Below are 18,993 nucleotides of genomic sequence, written 5' to 3' on the forward strand. Positions count from 1 at the left end.
ACTTTGGCGATGAAAACTTGCACTCCGCGTTTAGCATCATATCCTTCGCTGCGAAAGGGAGAACATCCATGGCTATTACCTATCTCAAGCGCGGCAAACCGGAATCCGAGCGCTCCGAGGACGAAAGCAAGGTCAAGACGGTCGTCGCCGACATCCTGAAAGACATTGAAACGCGCGGCGATGCCGCGGTCCGAGAGCTCTCCTCCAAGTTCGACAACTATGCTCCGGCTTCATTCCGGCTTTCCGCTGGCGAGATCGAGGCCTTGATGAGCAAGGTGCCGGCGCGGGATATGGAAGACATCAAGTTTGCGCAGGACCAGGTTCGCAATTTTGCACAGGCTCAACGAGGCTCAATGCTCGATATCGAGGTCGAGACACAACCCGGCGTGATCCTCGGCCATCGCAACATCCCGGTCCAGTCCGTCGGCTGCTACATTCCGGGCGGCAAATTCCCGATGGTTGCGTCGGCACACATGTCAGTTGCCACCGCAACGGTTGCGGGTGTGCCGCGTATCGCGGCGGCCACGCCTGCCTTCAAGGGCGAGCCTAATCCTGCCGTCATCGCGGCAATGCATCTGGGTGGTGCTCATGAAATCTATGTTCTCGGTGGTATCCAGGCGATCGGCGCCTTGGCGCTCGGCACGGAGACGATCAAGCCTGTCCACATGCTCGTTGGCCCGGGTAATGCCTTCGTCGCCGAGGCCAAGCGCCAGCTTTATGGTCGCGTGGGGATCGATCTCTTTGCCGGGCCGACAGAGACGATGGTGATTGCTGACGAGACGGTCGATGCCGAGCTCTGCGCGACCGATCTGCTCGGTCAGGCTGAGCATGGCTACAACTCGCCCGCAGTCTTGGTGACCAATTCGCGCAAGCTCGCCGAGGATACGCTCGCTGAAATCGACCGTATCCTCGCGATCCTCCCGACAGCCGACACGGCGTCACGCAGTTGGAGTGATTATGGCGAGGTGATCCTTTGCAACACTTACGAGGAGATGCTCGACGTTGCCAACGATATCGCCTCCGAGCATGTGCAGGTTATGACCGATCGGGATGACTGGTTCCTTGCCCACATGCATTCTTACGGTGCGCTGTTCCTGGGTCCCAGGACCAATGTCGCGAATGGCGACAAGGTAATTGGGACCAACCACACGCTGCCCACCAAAAAAGCCGGCCGATACACGGGTGGTCTCTGGGTTGGAAAATACCTCAAGACTCATTCCTATCAGAAGATCTTGACGGATGAGGCTGCCGTTCAAATCGGCGAATACTGCTCACGCCTCTGCATCCTGGAAGGCTTCGTCGGCCATGCGGAACAGGCAAACGTCCGTGTTCGGCGTTACGGTGGCAGGAACGTGGCCTATGGAGCGGCGGCTGAATAGCTGCCGCCGACATTTAACCCAGGTGTTGTTATGACCTTACAGTTGCCCCGCACCCCGTCGTTCCGTTTGGATGGCAAGACGGCATTGGTTGTTGGAGCTTCGTCTGGCATCGGCCAGGCCGCGGCCGTGGCGCTTGCAGAGGCGGGCGCCGATGTAACCCTCGCTGCCCGTTCCATCGACAAACTCGATCTCACCGTGGGGGCTTTGCAAGACCTGGGCTATTCGGGCTCCGCGCTTGCGCTCGATATCGGCAACGTCGAGGCCACGGAGGAGGAGATCATGTCTCTTCCCGCGTTCGACATTCTCGTCAACAGCGCGGGCCTCGCGCGACACGGGCCTGCGTTGGAGACCACTCCCGCTGATTTCGACGCCGTTGCGTCGATTAATTTTAGGGGCGCTTACTTTCTCACGCGCGCTGTCGCCAAACGCCTGATCGAGGCCCGACGCCCAGGATCATTGATCAACGTTTCCTCTCAAATGGCTCATGTCGGCGGTATCGATCGTGCCGTTTACAGCGCCACGAAGCATGCGATCGAGGGCTTCACGAAATCTATGGCAATCGAATGGGGCCGTCATGGTATCCGCGTCAACACCATCTGCCCGACCTTTATCAAGACCCCGCTTGCAGAACAGACGTTTTCCAATCCTGACCGGGTCAAATGGATTGAGGAGAAGATCAAGCTCGGGCGCATCGGCGAATTGGAAGACATCATGGGGCCCGTCACGTTCCTCGCCTCTGACGCGGCCGCGATGATCACGGGCACAGCCTTGATGGTCGATGGGGGCTGGACCGCGGACTAGTCGACGTCACGAAGTTCGGTTCGTGTGACGACCATCCTGATATCCCTGGCCGCGGTATGGAGGAGCGATTACGCCTCTATCCTAGAGGACGGCCCAGTTTCGCTCCTGATAATCCCGTAGAATTCCTTCTACCTTCCGCGCGGAATCGCGTAGCTGAGGAAGAACTTTGTTTTCCAGATCCTCTGGCGGCATGCGATCACGATGCGATGCGACGCTCATGGCGGCCACGACGCGGCCGGCTCGTTCTCTGAGGGGGACCGCGATTGAGATTGTGCCATTTTCCATTTCGTCGATGGCAGTGGCAAAGTCGGCCTGCCTGGCATCAGACAAGCGGGCCTTGAGTGTCTCCGCGACGGTAATCGATGCGGGACCTTGCTTTGTCAGAATAGCACCATTCAGTCGGCTGTCTAACTCGCCCACGGGAAGAGACGCCAACAGCATCTTTCCACTTGCCGAGCAATGTGCAGGAAGCCGATCTCCGACGCCGAGACGCGATGTGTAGATGCGCCGCGTTGCGTCGCGGCTGACGAACAGGATGTCCAGACCTTCAAGCACCGAAATCGAGCATGGTTCGTTGAGCTGATCGGCCAACGCCATGACGATCGTTGATGCAGCGCTCCAGACGTTGGTTCGTCGCAAAACACCACGTCCGAGCGACAGCACCTTCGGCGTCGAAGCATAAAGCCCGCGCTCCTCCTTGACGTAGCCGAGGCTCTCCAAGGTCAAAAGGATCCGTCGTGCCGCTGCTCGGCTGACATCCATGGCCCGCGCAACCTCCGTACAGGTCGCCGGCGCGTCGGCCTCTGCCAACTTCTCGAGGCAAGCCAACCCCCGTGCAAGGGTTTGAGCAAAGTCGCGTTTTTGAATCTCTGTGTCCATGGCGACCAGTCATCTCACGAAGGGAAAAGCAAGTCAATGCGCGATAATCGCACAAGTGCGCGATATGTTGACATGCCGTTTTGAATGTGAAATAGATGTGAAGCTCGCTCTTGAGGAGGAAACATCGAAAGAGCGGAGCGAATGTGAGGAAGTTCATCCGAACAGTCGGGACGTGGCGCGGTCATTGATCGCAGCGTCTTGCGCGAAGGATGGAATTGAATGCCCGAAGGAGGAAGAGATGGGTTCGGTTCGGCTAACGCTTGCTCAAGCGATCGTCCGGTTTTTGATTGCGCAGAAAATCGCCGATGAGGGCGATATCATCCCGCTGTTCACGGGCGTCCATGCGATCTTCGGCCACGGCAACGTAACCTGCCTCGGTTCCGCGCTCGAAGAGGTTCAGGATCAGCTGCCGACCTACCGCGGGCAAAACGAGCAATCGATGGCTCTGGCCGCTGTCGCCTATGCCCGCGCCCGTCGGCGTAAGCAGATCCATGTCTGCTCCGCATCCGTTGGTCCTGGTTCGTCGAATATGGTCACGGCCGCTGGCGTTGCGCTGTCCGACCGGCTGCCAGTACTGTTCCTTTGCGGCGACAACTTTGCCTCCAGGCTGCCTGATCCGGTGTTGCAGCAGGTCGAGCACTTCCATGACATGTCGTTGACGACCAACGATGCTTTCAAGGCTGTGTCGTCCTACTTCGACCGCATCACCCGGCCTGAGCAAATTCTCACTTCGCTGCCGCAGGCGGTCGCCCTGATGCTTGACCCTGCGGCCTGCGGTCCGGCGACGATTTCACTGGCACAGGATGTGCAAGGCGAGGCCTTCGATTATCCCGAAGCCTTCTTTGCGGAGCGTATCCACCGCATTCCACGCTATCCGGCCGCCGACTACCAGATCGACGCGGCTGTGGAGTTGATCCGCAGTGCAAAGCGTCCTCTGATCATTGCGGGTGGCGGTGTGCACTACTCCGGCGCAACGGCTGAGCTCGCAGAGTTCAGCGATCGCTTCGGCATCCCCGTTGCCGAAACCATCATGGGGCGGTCGGCGCTGCTGCATGATCATCGCCTCAATCTTGCGTCGATCGGGGTCATGGGCGGCAACGCCGGCAACAATATTGGCGAAAAGGCCGACCTGGTGATTGCGATCGGCACCCGCATGGCCGACATGATTACGGGGTCGTGGAGCGTCTTCCGTGATCCGGACGTCAAGTTCCTTTCCCTCAACGCCAACCGCTTTGATGCCAACAAGCATATAGCACAGCCGGTCGTCGGCGATGCAAAGCTGTCGCTGAACGCAATCGCCGAAAAGCTTGGCGACTGGCGCGCGTCGGCGACGTGGGGTGAGGAAGCCGTAAGGCAGAAGGCTGCCTGGGACGAGATCGTCGAAAATCGGACCGGCCCGACGAACCAGGATCTACCGAACTACCCGCAAGTGATTGGGGCGGTCCAGCGAAGCGCCAAGCCCGATGATGTGATCGTCTCCGCGGCCGGCGGTCTGCCCGGCGAGCTCTACTGCACATGGAAATCGATCGGCATCGGGACGTTTGAGTCCGAATACGGCTTTTCCTGCATGGGCTACGAAATCGCCGGGGCCTACGGCCAGAAGATCGCCAATCCGGCGCGCGAGATCATCGCCATGCTGGGTGACGGCTCATATATGATGCTGAACTCCGACATCTACTCGTCGGTTCTGACGGGCAACAAGATTATCTGCATCGTCTGCGACAACGGTGGATTTGCCGTCATCAATAGACTGCAGACCGGCAAGGGCGGCGCCGAATTCAACAATTTGCTGGCTTCGTCGAAACACGTGGGCGAGGTGCCGCGCATCGACTTCGCAATGCACGCGAAATCGATGGGTGCGGACGCCGAGAATGTTACCTCGATCGAGGAACTTGAAGCGGCGATCGCGCGGGCCCGGGCAAGCGACAGAACCTACGTCATCGCCCTTCGCACCCATCCGTACGAATGGATGGACGGCGGATCGTGGTGGGATGTTGGAATGCCCGAAGTCACCAATCGTGCCTCGATCGCGACGGCGCGCGAGGCTCAGGAAGGGCAACGCAAGCATCAGCGCAAAGGGGTCTGACGATGTCAGGCCCTATGCATCGCCGCGTATTGTTGACGGGCTCCACCGGGAATCTTGGGCACAAAGCCACGGCGGCTCTCAAGGCGACCGATGGCGTTGAGCTGACGCGTATCGGCAGAAATGGCGGCAATGATCCGGAGGTCGTCACTGCCAATCTCGAAGTCTTCGATGACAGTTGGGTGCGGCACTTCCAGGGCATCGACACCGTGTTGCATCTCGCTGCCGATCCGCGTGCCGCTGGTAACTGGGACACGGTTTCGCCTCTCAACATCGATCTGGCGCTCAATGTCATGCGCGCGGCTCGTTGTGCTGGGGTCAAGCGCTTCGTCTTTGCAAGTTCGAACTGGGTGCTAGGGGGATACCGCTTCAGGAAGGAGCAACTGACGTCTGGCCTTTCGCCGCGACCGGTGAACCCCTACGGCGCTTCCAAGCTCTTTATCGAGCGTTACGGCCGGATGGTCAGCGAGGAAAACGGGATCGCCTTTCTCTCGCTTCGGATTGGCTACTGCCAGCCCGGTGAGAATAGACCCGGCCCGCACATGGCCTTTGGGATCTGGGGACAGCAGATGTGGCTCGGCAACGAGGATTGGGCTCAAGCCGTGGTCAAGTCTGCGACATCGGAGTTCACCGGGTTTCAGGCGATCAATGTGGTTTCACGCAACGAAGGCATGCGCTGGGATCTGGAAGAGGCGCAAAAGGCCATCGGCTATGCGCCAGTCGAGCGGCATCGGCCGAAACTGAGCTTCTCCGGCTGGATGAAGGACCGGGCCGCCAGTCTTCGCGAGACATTGATGCCATCGGGATCAGCTGTGCCGGCATATGGCAACCGCTGGTGAGGGAGGAAGTTTTGAAAAAGATAGTCGTAATACAGCCGCTTCGAGCCGAAGCGCTCGCCCTATTTGACCAGCGGAACGATGTTTCCTACGAAGTCGTGACAGATTTCTCGAAGGAGAACCTGCTCAAGCACGTGGGCGACGCCGATGCAATCACGGTTCGTGATGCGCCACTGCCCGAGGAGGTCCTCGCTGCCGCATCGCGGGTCAAAGTCGTGTCCCGGCATGGTGTCGGTTACGACAACATCCCGATCGATTACTGCACCACCCGCGGCATCCCCGTGACGGTCGTCGGCGACGTCAACGCCATCTCCGTTGCAGAGCAGACGATGTTCCTGATGCTGGCTGCCGCAAGAGCGGGAGTGCAGCTCGATGCCGCGGTTCGCAAGGGTGACTTCGCAGCTCGCTCCAGACTGCTTGGTGTCGAGCTCCGGGGCCGCACGCTGCTTGTCGTCGGTTTTGGTCGGATCGGGCGGGAGGTCGCCAAGCGATCGGCAAGCTTCGGCATGAACATCCGGGTATTTGATCCCTTCGCGTCGCGTGCAACATCGGAAGGTACTACTTTCGTCGACACGCTCGAAGAAGGCCTCGCGGTCGCGGACGTCGCCAGCCTGCATATCCCGTTGTCGGACGCCACACGCAATATCATCGATGCAAAAGCGCTCGCTACGTTGAAGCCTGGAGCGATCATCATCAACACCGCCCGGGGTGGGATTGTCGATGAAGCCGCTCTCGTACATGCCGTGAAGACCGGCCATGTGCGCTCCGCGGGCCTCGACACATTCGCGGTCGAGCCGCTGCCGACAACCGACCAATTGATTGCCGAAGAACGCATCATTCTTAGCCCTCATTCGGCCGCGCTGACTGAAGAATCGCTCGTCGCCATGGGCGTCATGACGGCACGCAACGCGCTGGCCGGCCTCGATGGCAACCTCGATCCGCAGCTGGTGGTCAATCGCTCTGTCCTGAAGGTGTAATCCAATGCGCAATAACAATATTCGCGACGTCTGGGCGAAGGGCGAGACCGTTGTTTCGGCGTGGCTGTCGATTGGCAATGCTTACACCGCCGAGATCGCCGGTTGGTCAGGTTACGATTGTGTGCTGGTCGACCTGCAGCATGGGATGACCGATATCCAGACGATGATCTCGATGTTGCAGGCCATTTCGGCAACGCCTGCGACGCCAATCGTCCGGGTGCCGTCCTGCGATCCTGCGGTCATCATGAAATCACTCGATGCTGGGGCTTTCGGGATTATTTGCCCGATGATCAACAGTGCTGAGGAAGCGAAAGCCTTCGTTGCGGCCACGCGCTATCCGCCGCTTGGAACCCGCAGCTTCGGCCCGGCACGTGGGCTCCTCTACGGTGGCGCTGATTACTTTGCCCATGCCGACAATGCGATCGTACGTCTGGGCATGATTGAGACGCGTGAAGGCTTGGAAGCGCTCGACGAGATCGTAGCGGTCGATGGCCTTGACGGCATATTCGTTGGTCCGAACGATCTTGGCTTGGCACTGGGCAAGGGCACGCTCGGTGACCCGACGGACGAAACTGTCCGTGAAGCGATCCTTCGCTGCCTGGCGGCTGCCAAAGCGCACGGGAAGCATGCGGGCATTTTCTGTCCTTCAAGCGCGGTTGCTGCCCGGCGTAGCAACGAAGGCTTCGATTTTGTCGTGCCGAACAGCGACGCAAATCTTCTGAAATCGGCTCTGAATGCGGAAGCAAACGGAGCGCGCGTGAGTATCCGCAAATAGGTGCGGAGCAATCGGTGATGCGGGAGCGTCATCTTTCTTAGTGGGAGGAGAATGGAATGAAGAATTTCCTGAAAGTTGCGGTGCTCGCAGGCGCTGCGTTCGTCGGGGCAGTCACCAGCGGTTTCGCCGAAGAACGCATCATCATGATCAGCCACGGTCTCGCCAATGACCCTTACTGGAATATCGTGAAGAATGGCGGCGACACAGCGGCCAAGCAGATGGGTGTGAAGTTCGACTACGTTGCGCCGGAGACGTTCGACATGGTTCGCATGTCTGAACTTATTACCTCCGCCGTCAACCAGAAGCCCGACGGCATCATCGTCACCATCCCCGATGCTGACGCTCTCAAGGACGCAATCAAGAGCGCCGTTGCGTCCGGTATCCCGGTTATTTCCGTCAACTCTGGTGCGACCGTCGCCAAAGAATTCGGAACGCTCATCCATATCGGTCAGGATGAGTACCCGGCCGGCAAGCGCGTTGGCGAACGGTTGAAGGAACTCGGTTCCAAGAAGGCGATCTGCATCAACCATGAGGTCGGCAACACCGCTCTCGACGATCGTTGCCGCGGCGTGACTGACGGTTTCGGTGGCCCGGTTACGGTTCTGCCGACGACCAATGACTTCCAGGAAGTCAAGTCGAAGGTGACGGCAGCACTCTCGAGCGATCCCGAAGTCGATACCGTGGTCGGTCTCAGCGCCGGCCAGGCTGGCGAGCCGGCAGTCGCTGCGGTTCAGGAATTGGGCCGGACCGACGTAAAGGTCGTTTCGTTCGACCTGTCTCCGGGCTTCCTCCAAGCGCTCATTGACGGCAAGGCCTTGTTTGCGGTCGAGCACCAGCCGTACTTCCACGGCTACCTCAGCACGGTTCTGCTGACGAACTACATTCGCAACGGCCTGATGCCGACCAACGATCTGATCGAGAGCGGACCGAAGTTCATCACCGCCAAGGAAGCTCCGCAGGTTCTGAAGCTTTCCGAGAAGGCGATCCGATAGCAGGAGTAAAGGCATGGATAGCTGGGAGCTATCCATGCCCTGAACTGGGAGATACGAAAATGGTAGACATAACCAAGGTACCCAACGGTGGGGCTAAAGACGAGCGGTTGAACCGCGTTTCGCTGATGGCGTCCCTGATCCGGAAGCCGGAACTTGGTGCCTTGGCGGGCCTGGTCTTCGTGCTTGTCTTCTTTCTGACGACTGCAAGCCCGCAGATGTTCACTCTCGCCGGCGTAATGAACTTCATGGCTCCGGCTGCCCAGCTTGGCATTCTCGCGGTGGCGGCCGCACTGCTGATGATCGGCGGTGAATTTGACCTCTCGATTGGCTCGATGATCGCTTTCAGCGGTATGATTTTCGGCGCGGCGGTTGTCGCCTGGGGACTGCCGCTCAGTGTCGCAATCGTTCTAACCCTTGCGGTTGCTGCACTTTTGGGGATCACCAACGCGCAGATCGTCATGCGAACAGGACTACCATCATTCATTGTCACGCTCGCGTTTCTGTTTGTTCTGCGTGGCCTCTCGCTCGTGGGTTTGAAGTGGGTCACCGGCGGCGCGACGCAAATGCGCGGGATCAAGGATGCGGCCTCGAATAGTCCGTTGGCGCCGTTCTTTTCGGGCGACGCTTTCAAGGGCCTCTTTCAGTACCTGGCCGACCACGACCTCATTGCAAAGTTCCCCAATGGCACTCCCGCTGTACCCGGCGTGCCCGTCGAACTCCTCTGGTTCCTGGCGATCGCGCTGGCAGCAACATATCTGCTCGTCCGCACCCGTTTCGGCAACTGGATTTTCGCAGCTGGGGGCGATGCCAACGCTGCTCGCAATTCGGGCGTGCCGGTGGCGCGTGTGAAGACGACCCTCTTCATCCTGACGGCATGCGCTGCAGCCCTGGTCGCCATTCTGACCGTACTCGATGCTGGATCGACCGATGCTCGACGCGGCTTCCAGAAGGAGTTCGAGGCCATCATCGCCGCGGTCATCGGCGGTTGCCTTTTGACCGGCGGCTATGGCTCGGCAATCGGAGCGTTCTTCGGCTCCATCATCTTCGGCATGGTCCTGATCGGCCTCACTTACACTCAGATCGACCAGGACTGGTACCAGGTATTCCTGGGCGGCATGCTTCTCCTTGCCGTCTTCTTCAACAACATCATCCGCAAGCGCGTGACTGGCGAGCGTTGAGGAGAACGATCATGCTGAACAGTCAAAACCCCAAGGACACAACACCTTTCATCGAGATCAAGAACCTTGTGAAGCATTTCGGGCCGGTGATTGCACTTAACGGCGTGTCCCTGAGCGTGCGGCCGGGGGAAGTGCTCTGCTTGCTGGGCGACAACGGGGCAGGGAAGTCGACCCTGATCAAGACCTTGTCCGGTGTCCACAAGCCGACGACCGGCGAGTTTCTGGTTGAGGGCAAGCCGGTCGAGTTTGGCAGCCCCCGGGATGCCTTGGATGCCGGCATCGCTACCGTCTACCAGGACCTTGCGATGATCCCACTGATGTCGGTCAGTCGGAACTTCTTCATGGGCCGGGAGCCGTTGAAGCGCATCGGTCCACTCTCCTGGTTCGACACGAAGTTCGCCGAGCAGGTCACCCACGACGAAATGATGAAAATCGGCATTGATGTGCGTGATCCCAATCAGGCGGTTGGCACCCTGTCTGGCGGTGAGCGTCAGTGCGTCGCAATTGCTCGGGCGGTGTATTTCGGTGCGAAGGTGCTCATCCTTGACGAGCCGACCTCGGCGCTTGGCGTTGCACAGACCTCAATGGTGCTCAAGTACATCGACGCAGTCCGCGCCAAGGGACTGGGAGTGATCTTCATCACCCATAACGTCCGCCATGCCTATGCGGTGGGCAATCGTTTCACAGTGCTCAATCGCGGTAAGACCCTGGGAACCTACGCCAAGGATGAGATCGCGATCGACGAGCTTCAGAACCTGATGGCGGGCGGCAAGGAATTGCAGACCCTTTCTAATGAGCTAGGCGGAACGATCTAGCTCTCTTTACGGAGTAACCAAAGTGACAGTCATTAAAGTAGGTCTCATCGGCGCAGGCTGGATGGGTCGTGCCCATGCGGCTGCGTTCGAAAATGCCACCCGCATCTTCGGTACAGACCCGGCAACCCTGAAAATTGCTGCGGTCGCCGACGTCAACGAATCGGCAGCGAAAGAATTCGCGGAGCGCTTTGGCGTCGAGCGCCATACCAGCGATTGGCGTAGCGTCGTCAACGATCCCGACATCGACGTTATCGACATCACGACACCGAACGATGTCCATCCGGAGATCGCTCTTGCTGCGATTGCTGCAGGCAAGCACGTCTATTGCGAAAAGCCGATGGCAAACACAGCGGCTGAAGCCCGCCAGATGCATGAAGCCGCTGCGAAGGCTGGTGTCGTTACCCTGGTCGGCTTCAACTATCTCTGCAGTCCCATCCAGGCCTATGCCCGTCAGCTCATTGAAAACGGGGATCTTGGCGAGATCTTCCACTTCAGAGGCACGTTCGACAACGACTACATGGTCGACGAGAGCTTTCCGTTCACCTGGCGGACGGACGCGAAGGCAGCAGGCAAGGCCGGCGCGCTCGGCGATATGGCAAGCCATGTATTGAGTCTCGCACACTATCTCGTCGGGGAAGTCACCGAGGTCAGCGGTGCACGCCAGGTGCTGCATGAAAAGCGGCGTGACGCAAGGGGCGTCGAGCGTACGGTTGAGAACGACGACCTTGCGCATTTCATCTGCCGCTTCAAGAACGGCGCTTCCGGTTATCTCGAAGCCAGCCGCATCGGGACTGGCCGCAAGCTCTACCTCTCCTATGAAATCCAAGGCACCAAAGGTGCTCTGTTCTTCGACCAGGAACGGATGAACGAGCTCAATCTCTATCGTGTTTCCGACGATCCCGCAGAGCGCGGCTACAAGCGCGTGCTGGTCGCCCCGCAGCACCCTGACTACGCCGCATTCTTCGGTCTCCAGGGCAATCCACTCGGCTATAACGACCTGAAGATCATCGAGGCCCGCCGCCTCATAGAATCGGTCGCATCCGGCAAGAAGTGGATTGCCGACTTTGAGTTTGGTTACATCGTCGATCGCGTTGTCGAGGCGGTGCTGGTTTCAGCCGATGAAGGCCGTTGGGTTAAGGCTGAGGAGATCGCTTAATGACCGTCGCTTTTAAGCTCGCGAATGCGCCTTGTTCCTGGGGCGTCGATTTCGCCGACCGGCCTGAAAACCCGGCCTGGACGAAAGTCCTCGACGAGGCTTCGGCGGCAGGATTCTCCGCCATCGACCTCGGGCCCGTCGGATATTTCCCGACTGATCCTTCACGACTGAGCGATGAGCTCTCCAAGCGCAATCTCGCTCTTTCAGCCGGCGGTCTCTTCGACCCACTGACGGATCAGCGCGCCTTCGAGGGCGTTGTCGACAAGACGCGGCGTACCTGCGCCCTTCTCAAGGAACTCGGTGCCCCCCGCCTGGTCATCATCGACTGTGTCTCGGATGAACGGGGAAAATACGCTGGCAGGTCCAACGATGCTCCCCGCCTGTCGGCAGAGGACTGGAAAGCGATGATGGGCCGCATCATCGAACTCGCGAAGATCGCCAAGAACGACTATGGCGTGAAGTCCTACCTGCACGCTCATGCGGGTTGCTACATCGAGTACGAGGACGAGCTCGATCGAGCGATGGCTGACCTTCCCGATGAACTCGTTGGCCTTTGCGTCGATACTGGTCACTCAGCCTATGCCGGTATCGATCCGATCGGCCTGATCCGACGCTACGGCAGCCGCATCGGGCACATGCACCTGAAGAACATCGACCGGCAAGTCCATTCCGCCTGCGTTGCCGATGGAACCGGCTTCTTCGACGCCATTGCACGCGGCATCTTCTGCCCGCTCGGTAGGGGTGTCGTCGATTTCGTCGCTGTCCGCGATGCATTGGCGGCGATCGACTATCGCGGAATGGCAGTGGTCGAGCAGGATGTGGACCCGACGGGCGATGCATCGCCGTTGAGCAATGCCCGGGAAAGCTTCGACTATCTCGCGTCGATCGGTATGTCATCCTCGGGAAGGGGATGACGATGGAAGCGACCTGCGTCGTCGACTGCAAGAACACGCTGGGCGAGGGCTGTGTTTGGGATCCTCGCGACGGGTGTGTCTATTGGACCGATATCGCCGAGAGCCGAATATATCGGTTGGGGGGAGACGGGGCGGTCGCCGTTCTTCCGCTTCCGGAGCGGGCAGGTTTTATCCTGCCACGCGCGCAGCCAGGCTTCGTGATCGGGTTGGCAACGCGCATCGCCATCTGCGACGCCAACTTTAGGCATTTCGAGACAATCGCCGTTATTGAAGAAGATCTGCCCCAGACGCGCATCAATGATGCCGCCGTGGATCCCTTCGGCGGCGTGGTCTTCGGGACATTCGACGAAAGGGACAGGAAGCCGGTTGCTGCTCTCTATCGCTGTTCTCCAGACGGCAAGGTCAGCAAGTTGCTATCCCATGTAACGATCAGCAACGGGATCGCATTTTCGCCGGCGGGTGATCTCATGTATTTTGCTGATACCGCGGAGGGCACAATCCGACGCTTTGAGGTCGGTCAGTCGGGGTGGGAAAAAATCGACGAGATCAGCCCCCTCGCAGACCTCGACGCGGCACCAGGACGTCCTGACGGCGCGGTTGTCGATGCAGAAGGCTCCTATTGGAATGCCCGCGTTTGGGGAGGATGCCTGGTGCGCTTCAACCCTGATGGCGTCATTCAGGAGAAGGTCCAGCTTCCCACGAAGGGCCCCACCTGCGTGACTTTTGGGGGAAAGGATCGAAAAACCCTCTATGCGACAACGCTTCGTGTCATGCACACGGAAGAGGAGCTTCGAGCCACTCCGCTTGCCGGCGGGTTGTTCTCAGTGCGAGTGAAGGTGCCCGGTCCGCCTCAACGTCTCGCTGCGATTTGAACGAATTCAGAAGGAAAGTGCTTATGAGGTTTTGTGTTTTCGGTGCTGGCCGTATGGGCGCGCAGCACATTGCAAACGTTGCGGCTCACGACACCGCCGTTCTCGCATATGTCTGCGACGTCGACTTGGAGCGCGCCAAGGTTCTCGCAGAGCGCTATGGAGCGAAGGCCATCAGTGATCCGCGCATCGCTCTCGATGACAAGTCGGTCGATGCGGTCATCATCGCATCCGCGACGAATACCCACGTCGACCTCCTCGTAGAGTCCGCCAAAGCGGGCAAGGCGATCCTTTGCGAGAAGCCTATCGACCTCGATCTGACGCGCGTCGACTATTGCGCAGAGCTGATCAAGGACTGCGACGTGCCGATCATGATTGGCTTCCAGAGGCGGTTTGACGCCACGCACATGGCCGTGAAACAAGCCGTGTCGGACGGCGAGGTTGGTGCGGTCGAAGTGGTGACCATCATTAGCCGGGATCCGTCGCCGCCTCCGGCATCCTATATTTCTGTATCCGGTGGCCAGTTTCATGACCAGATGATCCATGATTTCGATATGGCCTTGTGGCTGACAGGCGCTACGGGCACCCTCGAGCTTTGTGCGATGGGCAGTAACCTGGTCGATCCAGAAATTGGAAAGCTGGGCGACACGGATACTGCTCATGTCATGATCCGTTTCGAAAGTGGCGTCCTGTGCCGCATCGACTGCAGCCGTCGTGCTGTCTACGGTTATGATCAGCGCGTCGAAGTATTCGGATCCAAGGGCATGGTCACTTCGGCGAACCTTCTTAAGACCGGCATAGAGCGTTTTGGAGTGGCCGGGACGGGATCGCGAGACACTTTGCTTCCTGGCTTCATGGAGCGTTATCTTCCGACTTATTCAACGGAATTGAACTACTTCATCGATGCGGTGTCAAAAGGACTTAAGATCGAGTCAGATTTTGCGAGTGGGCGCAACGCGATCCTGCTGGCGGATGCTGCGCGGAAGTCGATGAAGGACGGTAAGTTCGTCACGGTCAACCTAGGAAGCTGACGCGATGGAAATGGATGGCTAGCGCTCGGCTCTTGGGTGGCCGAGCGAAAGTGCAAAATTCTCCGGCATGTCGACGTTGACGCCAAGCCAGGCATCTCGAGGTCGCAGAGGCCGCCTGAACTTTGGGTCCGTTTCAGCAAATAGCGGCTCAGTGGTCGGCTTTCGGTCTGCTCAACTATGGTGGACTCGAACTGGATTGCGCTTCAGCTTTCCTCTACACAAAGGCCTCACGAAAAAGGGGCGACGATGACGTTTCGATTTTCCGGTGTAATCCTCGACTTGGACGGCCTCCTCTTGGATACGGAAAGACTGCAATTCGAGGTCGGACCAGCTGTTCTCCACGGTATGGGTTTTGACCTCGCGCCGGACTTTTTCCGGAAACTGGTCGGGGTGGACCGGGTGGAGAGTGCCCGATTGATCGGTCTGGAAATCGGCGCGAGCATCGATAGTGCTGACCTAGACCGAGCTTGGAATGTGGCCATGGATAAAAGGATGAGGGACTCCATTCCCTTGCGACCGGGCGTCCACGACTTTTTGGATGCGCTGGATAAGCGAAAGCTTCCTCGCGCTGTTGCCACAAACAGCGTCACGGCACGCGCGGAATGGAAACTTGACCACAGCGGGTTGCTGGATCGTATCGACGCGGTTGTCGGTGTCGACATGGTCAAACGCGGAAAGCCTGCTCCAGATGTGTATGTTGCTGCAGCTGAAAAACTAAGGCTTGCACCGTCCGACTGCATCGCGCTCGACGATAGCGATTTGGGAGTACGAGCCGCCCTAAGCGCGGGGATACCTAAAGTAATCCAAGTGCCTGACCTCGTGATGAGTCGCGATCTGCTAGCTCACCACCAAGCAAATTCCCTGTCAGAGGCGCGCAACATTTTAGGTATTTGATCATCGACTGACGGCCAAGGCCGTGGGCGTACTCTTCTCGAGTGCGACACTGGCTGTGGCTCCATTGGCCACGGCTTTTATCATTGCTGCGATCATAGTGTTTGTCACCTCGTCCGTTGCAATGGCGTGGTTGCGGACCCCAGTGCAATCGCTCGATGTCTTCCGGCGACTACTCCCCGAGAGCCGCTTTGCGAACGCCGTCACCAGAGCATCACGGTCAAGCGGTACCTGGCTTGGTGAGCGAATTGCATTGTCTTACCTCGTCAAACCGCTAGCCGATCAGCTCAATAGGGCGACGCGCGAGGAATAGTAGGCGCTCACAAACACAAAGATCTGATCCCAGAAGACTGAGCCGGATCTGCGTCCTGTCTCCTCAGATATGCAATCCGACCTTATCGTCTCAAGGACAGAAAGATAATTTTGTCAATAACTTAGCGCTAAAATTGGCCACGTCTGGCGAACAGTGTTGTGATATATGGTAGGTTGCTAAGGAATCATATATTTGTTCCAATCCGCGCCGCGTTTTATCGTTGTGTCCAACTGGTCTAGCTGGTCGGATTGGGAGGATAGTTCATGGGAATTTTTCTGCGAGCCATCAAGGCGATGATTCTCGTTGTGGTCTCGACTGTTTACTGCCAAGCGGAGGAAATCTCCTTGCGCGCAGTGTCAGCGTTTTCGCCGAACCTCGAGTTCACAAAACAGTTTCAAGCCCTTATCGACAGGGTCAACCGCGACGGCAAAGGTGTGGTGAGCATTCATCCGGATATGGCCTGCATCGGCTGATCCGGTCTCTTGGGTATGAATGTGTGGTCGTGGCGCCACCGGCGGTCGTTTGCAGACCTAAGCGTGGAAGCGCCTTACGGGCCGGACACAACTGTGCTTCCAAGAGCCCTGCAAGCCTTGTTGCCGTGATGTTCACGCTTTGGGCCACGGAGATCGCATAATGTATCGAGCGGAACCGGCTAGGCCGATTGCTTCAACCCGGTTGCTAACGCTTCGATCATCAAAACGAGCCTCTGAAGGTCATCGCTTTTCAGCGCCTTGAGCGCAACGGAAATGCGATCTTGAAATTCCTCCTCGACCGTGCGGACCTTGTTCTCGTTTGCGGTCACTCCCAGCAATTCGTCGACGCTAATGCCCAGAACATCCGCTATCCGGACCAAAGTCGAGAGGTCTGGCTCCCGCACTCCGCTAACGTAGTTTCCGTATCGGCGGTCACTTAGGCCGGCGCGTCGGGCGACCTCGGCGTTGGAAATCCCAAGTTGTTCCGCGCGGCGCTTCAGGTTCAGGGCAAAAGTATCCATACCCACATTTTGTTCATGACAAACCACACGGGTCTATGTACGTTACGTGGTGTTATACAACAACGAAACGTGGTGATCGCTGTGGAACTGCGTCAACTCTCATACTTCGTTGCGGTGGCAGAGGAGCTGCACTTCCATCGGGCGGCCGCGCGGATGTGCATCGCCCAGCCGGCGCTGAGTGCGCACATCCAGGCGCTGGAGAAGGAGTTGGGTGTGCGGTTGCTTGATCGCTCGACGCGCAGGGTGGAACTGACGCGGGCAGGGGAGGTGTTCTATGATCGGGCGGTTCGGATCCTCGGCGATGTCGGACTGTCGGCCGAGGTGGCGCGGTCGGCAGCCGGCAAGGCGGCCCGCACGATCAGGATCGGAACCGTCTATCCGGCAACGACCGGCGTGCTGCCGGCGTTTCTTTCCCGCATCGGCCGGAAGTTTCCCGATGTGGCGCTGCATGTTCGAAGCGGCTCGACCAGCGACATCATCCGCGGACTAGAGAACGGCCAGATCAATCTCGGCTTCATCCGTCCGGTCGAAAACATTGGGTCGTTGCGCTTCTTTTCGATCGCGCATGAGCGCTATCTGCTGGCGGTTGAAAAGACGAGTCCGCTGGCGGCTCATAGCGAGATCGACATCGAGGATCTGAGAGGAGAGAAGATCATCGCGTTTTCCAGGCAGAACCTCTCCTATTCGGAGCGGTACTTCTCCGAGATGTTCGAGACCCATGGTCTGACCGGCAACATCGCCTATAGCTGCGACGATACCTTCTCGCTGGTGTCGCTGGTTTCCGCCGGCTTGGGCGTCGGCTTTGCGCCGGAATGGACGAAGGATCTGCCGAACCGTGGCTTTGAGCTCAGACCCGTGCGCGGTGTGGATCTCAAGATCGGGCTCGGCGTTGCCTGGAACAAGGAAGATCCAACTGCGTCGCGCGACGACATCATCGACATTGCCCGATCGCTGGCGCGGCCGGTGAGGTGAGGGTGGGCGGGCTCAGCTACACGGCGGTTTGCGAGACGAACTTCGTGACCTCGTGTTCGGCCATGCCCGTCTGCGATGTGTGGCGATCAGTATGGTCGGCCCGGAGGACCCTATCTTTCCGAATAACAGATTGTAATTGCTTTGGTTTTCCGGTCTGCGATGTCGCGATGCCAACACTGATGCCAACACAATTTTGGGATTTTCTGGGATTTCTGTGGACGATTACACAGAAAACACGCTTCCCCGATGGTGGGCCAAATACTCGCGGTGTGCGTCAACAAGTGTCGAGAGTTTGGCTGCGCCGGAGATGCCCGCCGCCAGTAACTGGTTCGCAGGCAGCTTAGGCGAGACGAGGACAGAGCCGTTGTCCTCGAAGCTGATCAACCCTGCATCGAACGCAGCGTCGTAGGCTGGCCCAAGCATGAAACCGTTGAGCACATCCAGTCGCTCGCGATTGTCAGAGTCACGCCAGGGCTTGATGTGAGACGCCCGCAGTAGGGCCTCGACTTCCAGACCGGTGACAGCGCATTTCCCCGCCCAGTGCTTCATCAGGTCACGGCGCCAACGCCCCTGACCGATACGAGCTTTCACGAGAGCTTCGCGGGTGGTTTCGTCCGGCACCGTCTGCGTGAGGGTGTCCGCCACGAGCTGTTCGACTGGTGCCGCAAAATCGAGCCGTTCGCAGATGAGTTGGCCAGCCTTTGGAGGGATGGCGAACAGGTATCCCTGGACGCCCTTCTTCTGGCTGGTGATCGGAGAGTTGCGCTCGGGCAGGAGCGGGATCAGATCATCGACGAAGGTATCGAGGCGGACTGCCGGATTGATCGTGCGATAGACCACGTCGATCTTCCGACCGTCTGCATCCCACGCATTCTCAAACTCTTCCGGCTGCGCTGCATCGTAGGCAGCAGTCGAAGCGACACCTACCGCGCCGATCGACTGCTTTGCGTATGAGAAGATCACATCGCCGGGACGCACCAGGGTCATGTTCGACCAGTGTGTGAAAACCACTCCACCAGACCCGCTCTTCGGCGCCCAAAGATATCCGCCGTCGCGTTCCTGCTTATGCGTCTGATTCTGCGATACCCACCAATACGCCATGCCGCTTAACTTGCCCCTCTATTACCCGCTACTGGAT

Annotated in this window: 19 protein-coding genes; 16 read left to right on the forward strand and 3 right to left on the reverse strand. The window is 58.6% G+C overall.

Going from position 1 to position 18,993, the window contains the following annotated elements; all coding sequences use genetic code 11:
- The first annotated feature begins 68 nt into the window (after positions 1–68).
- Together hisD and ACIQUG_RS10435 are read left to right on the forward strand one after the other, a co-directional pair.
- Positions 69–1,379: a histidinol dehydrogenase gene (hisD, locus tag ACIQUG_RS10430; protein WP_402323003.1), complete on the forward strand. Its 1,311-nt coding sequence runs from the start codon at positions 69–71 to the stop codon at positions 1,377–1,379.
- Between the two features lie 30 nt (positions 1,380–1,409).
- Positions 1,410–2,180, forward strand: a complete 771-nt coding sequence (locus tag ACIQUG_RS10435) for an SDR family NAD(P)-dependent oxidoreductase (RefSeq protein ID WP_402320749.1) — start codon at positions 1,410–1,412, stop codon at positions 2,178–2,180.
- 81 nt (positions 2,181–2,261) lie between these two features.
- Here the strand turns inward: ACIQUG_RS10435 and ACIQUG_RS10440 are convergent, their stop codons facing one another.
- A complete protein-coding gene (locus ACIQUG_RS10440) occupies positions 2,262–3,059 on the reverse strand; it encodes an IclR family transcriptional regulator C-terminal domain-containing protein (RefSeq protein ID WP_402320752.1) in 798 nt (265 codons plus the stop codon).
- Between the two features lie 238 nt (positions 3,060–3,297).
- On the opposite strand from ACIQUG_RS10440, the gene iolD reads away from it, so the two are divergent.
- The 13 genes from iolD to ACIQUG_RS10505 all read left to right on the forward strand — a co-directional run bounded on the left by iolD (position 3,298) and on the right by ACIQUG_RS10505 (position 16,362).
- Positions 3,298–5,145, forward strand: coding sequence for a 3D-(3,5/4)-trihydroxycyclohexane-1,2-dione acylhydrolase (decyclizing) (gene iolD, locus ACIQUG_RS10445; protein ID WP_402323004.1), 1,848 nt, complete (start codon positions 3,298–3,300; stop codon positions 5,143–5,145).
- A 2-nt stretch (positions 5,146–5,147) separates the two neighbouring features.
- Positions 5,148–5,981, forward strand: coding sequence for an NAD-dependent epimerase/dehydratase family protein (locus tag ACIQUG_RS10450; protein ID WP_402320755.1), 834 nt, complete (start codon positions 5,148–5,150; stop codon positions 5,979–5,981).
- Between the two features lie 11 nt (positions 5,982–5,992).
- The gene (locus ACIQUG_RS10455) at positions 5,993–6,955 is read left to right on the forward strand and encodes a hydroxyacid dehydrogenase (RefSeq protein WP_402320758.1); all 963 of its coding nucleotides are present in this window, start codon (positions 5,993–5,995) and stop codon (positions 6,953–6,955) included.
- A 4-nt stretch (positions 6,956–6,959) separates the two neighbouring features.
- On the forward strand, positions 6,960–7,730 hold the full coding sequence (locus tag ACIQUG_RS10460) for an HpcH/HpaI aldolase/citrate lyase family protein (RefSeq protein ID WP_402320761.1): 771 nt from the start codon (positions 6,960–6,962) through the stop codon (positions 7,728–7,730).
- 56 nt (positions 7,731–7,786) lie between these two features.
- Complete coding sequence (locus tag ACIQUG_RS10465) at positions 7,787–8,722, forward strand: sugar ABC transporter substrate-binding protein (protein ID WP_402320764.1); 936 nt, start codon at positions 7,787–7,789, stop codon at positions 8,720–8,722.
- A gap of 59 nt (positions 8,723–8,781) precedes the next feature.
- On the forward strand, positions 8,782–9,900 hold the full coding sequence (locus ACIQUG_RS10470; protein ID WP_402320767.1) for an ABC transporter permease: 1,119 nt from the start codon (positions 8,782–8,784) through the stop codon (positions 9,898–9,900).
- Positions 9,901–9,911: 11 nt separating this feature from the next.
- On the forward strand, positions 9,912–10,715 hold the full coding sequence (locus tag ACIQUG_RS10475; RefSeq protein ID WP_402320770.1) for an ATP-binding cassette domain-containing protein: 804 nt from the start codon (positions 9,912–9,914) through the stop codon (positions 10,713–10,715).
- 22 nt (positions 10,716–10,737) lie between these two features.
- Positions 10,738–11,871 carry a Gfo/Idh/MocA family protein gene (locus tag ACIQUG_RS10480; protein ID WP_402320773.1) on the forward strand — a complete coding sequence of 378 codons (1,134 nt, stop codon included), beginning with the start codon at positions 10,738–10,740 and terminating at the stop codon, positions 11,869–11,871.
- The gene (locus ACIQUG_RS10485; RefSeq protein ID WP_402320776.1) at positions 11,871–12,785 is read left to right on the forward strand and encodes a TIM barrel protein; all 915 of its coding nucleotides are present in this window, start codon (positions 11,871–11,873) and stop codon (positions 12,783–12,785) included. Before ACIQUG_RS10480 ends, ACIQUG_RS10485 begins: the two co-directional genes overlap by 1 nt.
- A gap of 2 nt (positions 12,786–12,787) precedes the next feature.
- A complete protein-coding gene (locus ACIQUG_RS10490; protein ID WP_402320779.1) occupies positions 12,788–13,657 on the forward strand; it encodes an SMP-30/gluconolactonase/LRE family protein in 870 nt (289 codons plus the stop codon).
- A 23-nt stretch (positions 13,658–13,680) separates the two neighbouring features.
- A complete protein-coding gene (gene iolG, locus ACIQUG_RS10495; RefSeq protein WP_402320781.1) occupies positions 13,681–14,685 on the forward strand; it encodes an inositol 2-dehydrogenase in 1,005 nt (334 codons plus the stop codon).
- 246 nt (positions 14,686–14,931) lie between these two features.
- A complete protein-coding gene (locus ACIQUG_RS10500; protein WP_402320784.1) occupies positions 14,932–15,579 on the forward strand; it encodes an HAD family hydrolase in 648 nt (215 codons plus the stop codon).
- 573 nt (positions 15,580–16,152) lie between these two features.
- Positions 16,153–16,362, forward strand: coding sequence for a hypothetical protein (locus ACIQUG_RS10505; RefSeq protein WP_402320787.1), 210 nt, complete (start codon positions 16,153–16,155; stop codon positions 16,360–16,362).
- A 179-nt stretch (positions 16,363–16,541) separates the two neighbouring features.
- On the opposite strand, the gene ACIQUG_RS10510 is transcribed toward ACIQUG_RS10505, so the two are convergent.
- A complete protein-coding gene (locus tag ACIQUG_RS10510) occupies positions 16,542–16,883 on the reverse strand; it encodes a helix-turn-helix domain-containing protein (protein WP_402320790.1) in 342 nt (113 codons plus the stop codon).
- 81 nt (positions 16,884–16,964) lie between these two features.
- On the opposite strand from ACIQUG_RS10510, the gene ACIQUG_RS10515 reads away from it, so the two are divergent.
- Positions 16,965–17,855, forward strand: coding sequence for a LysR family transcriptional regulator (locus ACIQUG_RS10515; RefSeq protein ID WP_402323005.1), 891 nt, complete (start codon positions 16,965–16,967; stop codon positions 17,853–17,855).
- A gap of 222 nt (positions 17,856–18,077) precedes the next feature.
- Here ACIQUG_RS10515 and ACIQUG_RS10520 read toward each other — a convergent pair whose 3' ends face one another.
- Positions 18,078–18,956 (reverse strand): HNH endonuclease, encoded by an 879-nt coding sequence (locus ACIQUG_RS10520; RefSeq protein ID WP_402320792.1) that lies wholly within the window; start codon positions 18,954–18,956, stop codon positions 18,078–18,080.
- Positions 18,957–18,993: the final 37 nt, after the last annotated feature.

Source organism: Ensifer sp. NPDC090286 (assembly GCF_044769565.1).
Taxonomy (GTDB): domain Bacteria; phylum Pseudomonadota; class Alphaproteobacteria; order Rhizobiales; family Rhizobiaceae; genus Ensifer.

Bases quoted from the DNA above. Each gene is read 5' to 3' on its own strand.
- hisD (WP_402323003.1), top strand. From the start codon at position 69: ATGGCTATTACCTATCTCAAGCGCGGCAAACCGGAATCCGAGCGCTCC.
- ACIQUG_RS10435 (WP_402320749.1), top strand. From the start codon at position 1,410: ATGACCTTACAGTTGCCCCGCACCCCGTCGTTCCGTTTGGATGGCAAG.
- ACIQUG_RS10440 (WP_402320752.1), bottom strand. From the start codon at position 3,059: ATGGACACAGAGATTCAAAAACGCGACTTTGCTCAAACCCTTGCACGG.
- iolD (WP_402323004.1), top strand. From the start codon at position 3,298: ATGGGTTCGGTTCGGCTAACGCTTGCTCAAGCGATCGTCCGGTTTTTG.
- ACIQUG_RS10450 (WP_402320755.1), top strand. From the start codon at position 5,148: ATGTCAGGCCCTATGCATCGCCGCGTATTGTTGACGGGCTCCACCGGG.
- ACIQUG_RS10460 (WP_402320761.1), top strand. From the start codon at position 6,960: ATGCGCAATAACAATATTCGCGACGTCTGGGCGAAGGGCGAGACCGTT.
- ACIQUG_RS10465 (WP_402320764.1), top strand. From the start codon at position 7,787: ATGAAGAATTTCCTGAAAGTTGCGGTGCTCGCAGGCGCTGCGTTCGTC.
- ACIQUG_RS10470 (WP_402320767.1), top strand. From the start codon at position 8,782: ATGGTAGACATAACCAAGGTACCCAACGGTGGGGCTAAAGACGAGCGG.
- ACIQUG_RS10475 (WP_402320770.1), top strand. From the start codon at position 9,912: ATGCTGAACAGTCAAAACCCCAAGGACACAACACCTTTCATCGAGATC.
- ACIQUG_RS10485 (WP_402320776.1), top strand. From the start codon at position 11,871: ATGACCGTCGCTTTTAAGCTCGCGAATGCGCCTTGTTCCTGGGGCGTC.
- ACIQUG_RS10490 (WP_402320779.1), top strand. From the start codon at position 12,788: ATGGAAGCGACCTGCGTCGTCGACTGCAAGAACACGCTGGGCGAGGGC.
- iolG (WP_402320781.1), top strand. From the start codon at position 13,681: ATGAGGTTTTGTGTTTTCGGTGCTGGCCGTATGGGCGCGCAGCACATT.
- ACIQUG_RS10500 (WP_402320784.1), top strand. From the start codon at position 14,932: ATGACGTTTCGATTTTCCGGTGTAATCCTCGACTTGGACGGCCTCCTC.
- ACIQUG_RS10505 (WP_402320787.1), top strand. From the start codon at position 16,153: ATGGGAATTTTTCTGCGAGCCATCAAGGCGATGATTCTCGTTGTGGTC.
- ACIQUG_RS10510 (WP_402320790.1), bottom strand. From the start codon at position 16,883: ATGGATACTTTTGCCCTGAACCTGAAGCGCCGCGCGGAACAACTTGGG.
- ACIQUG_RS10520 (WP_402320792.1), bottom strand. From the start codon at position 18,956: ATGGCGTATTGGTGGGTATCGCAGAATCAGACGCATAAGCAGGAACGC.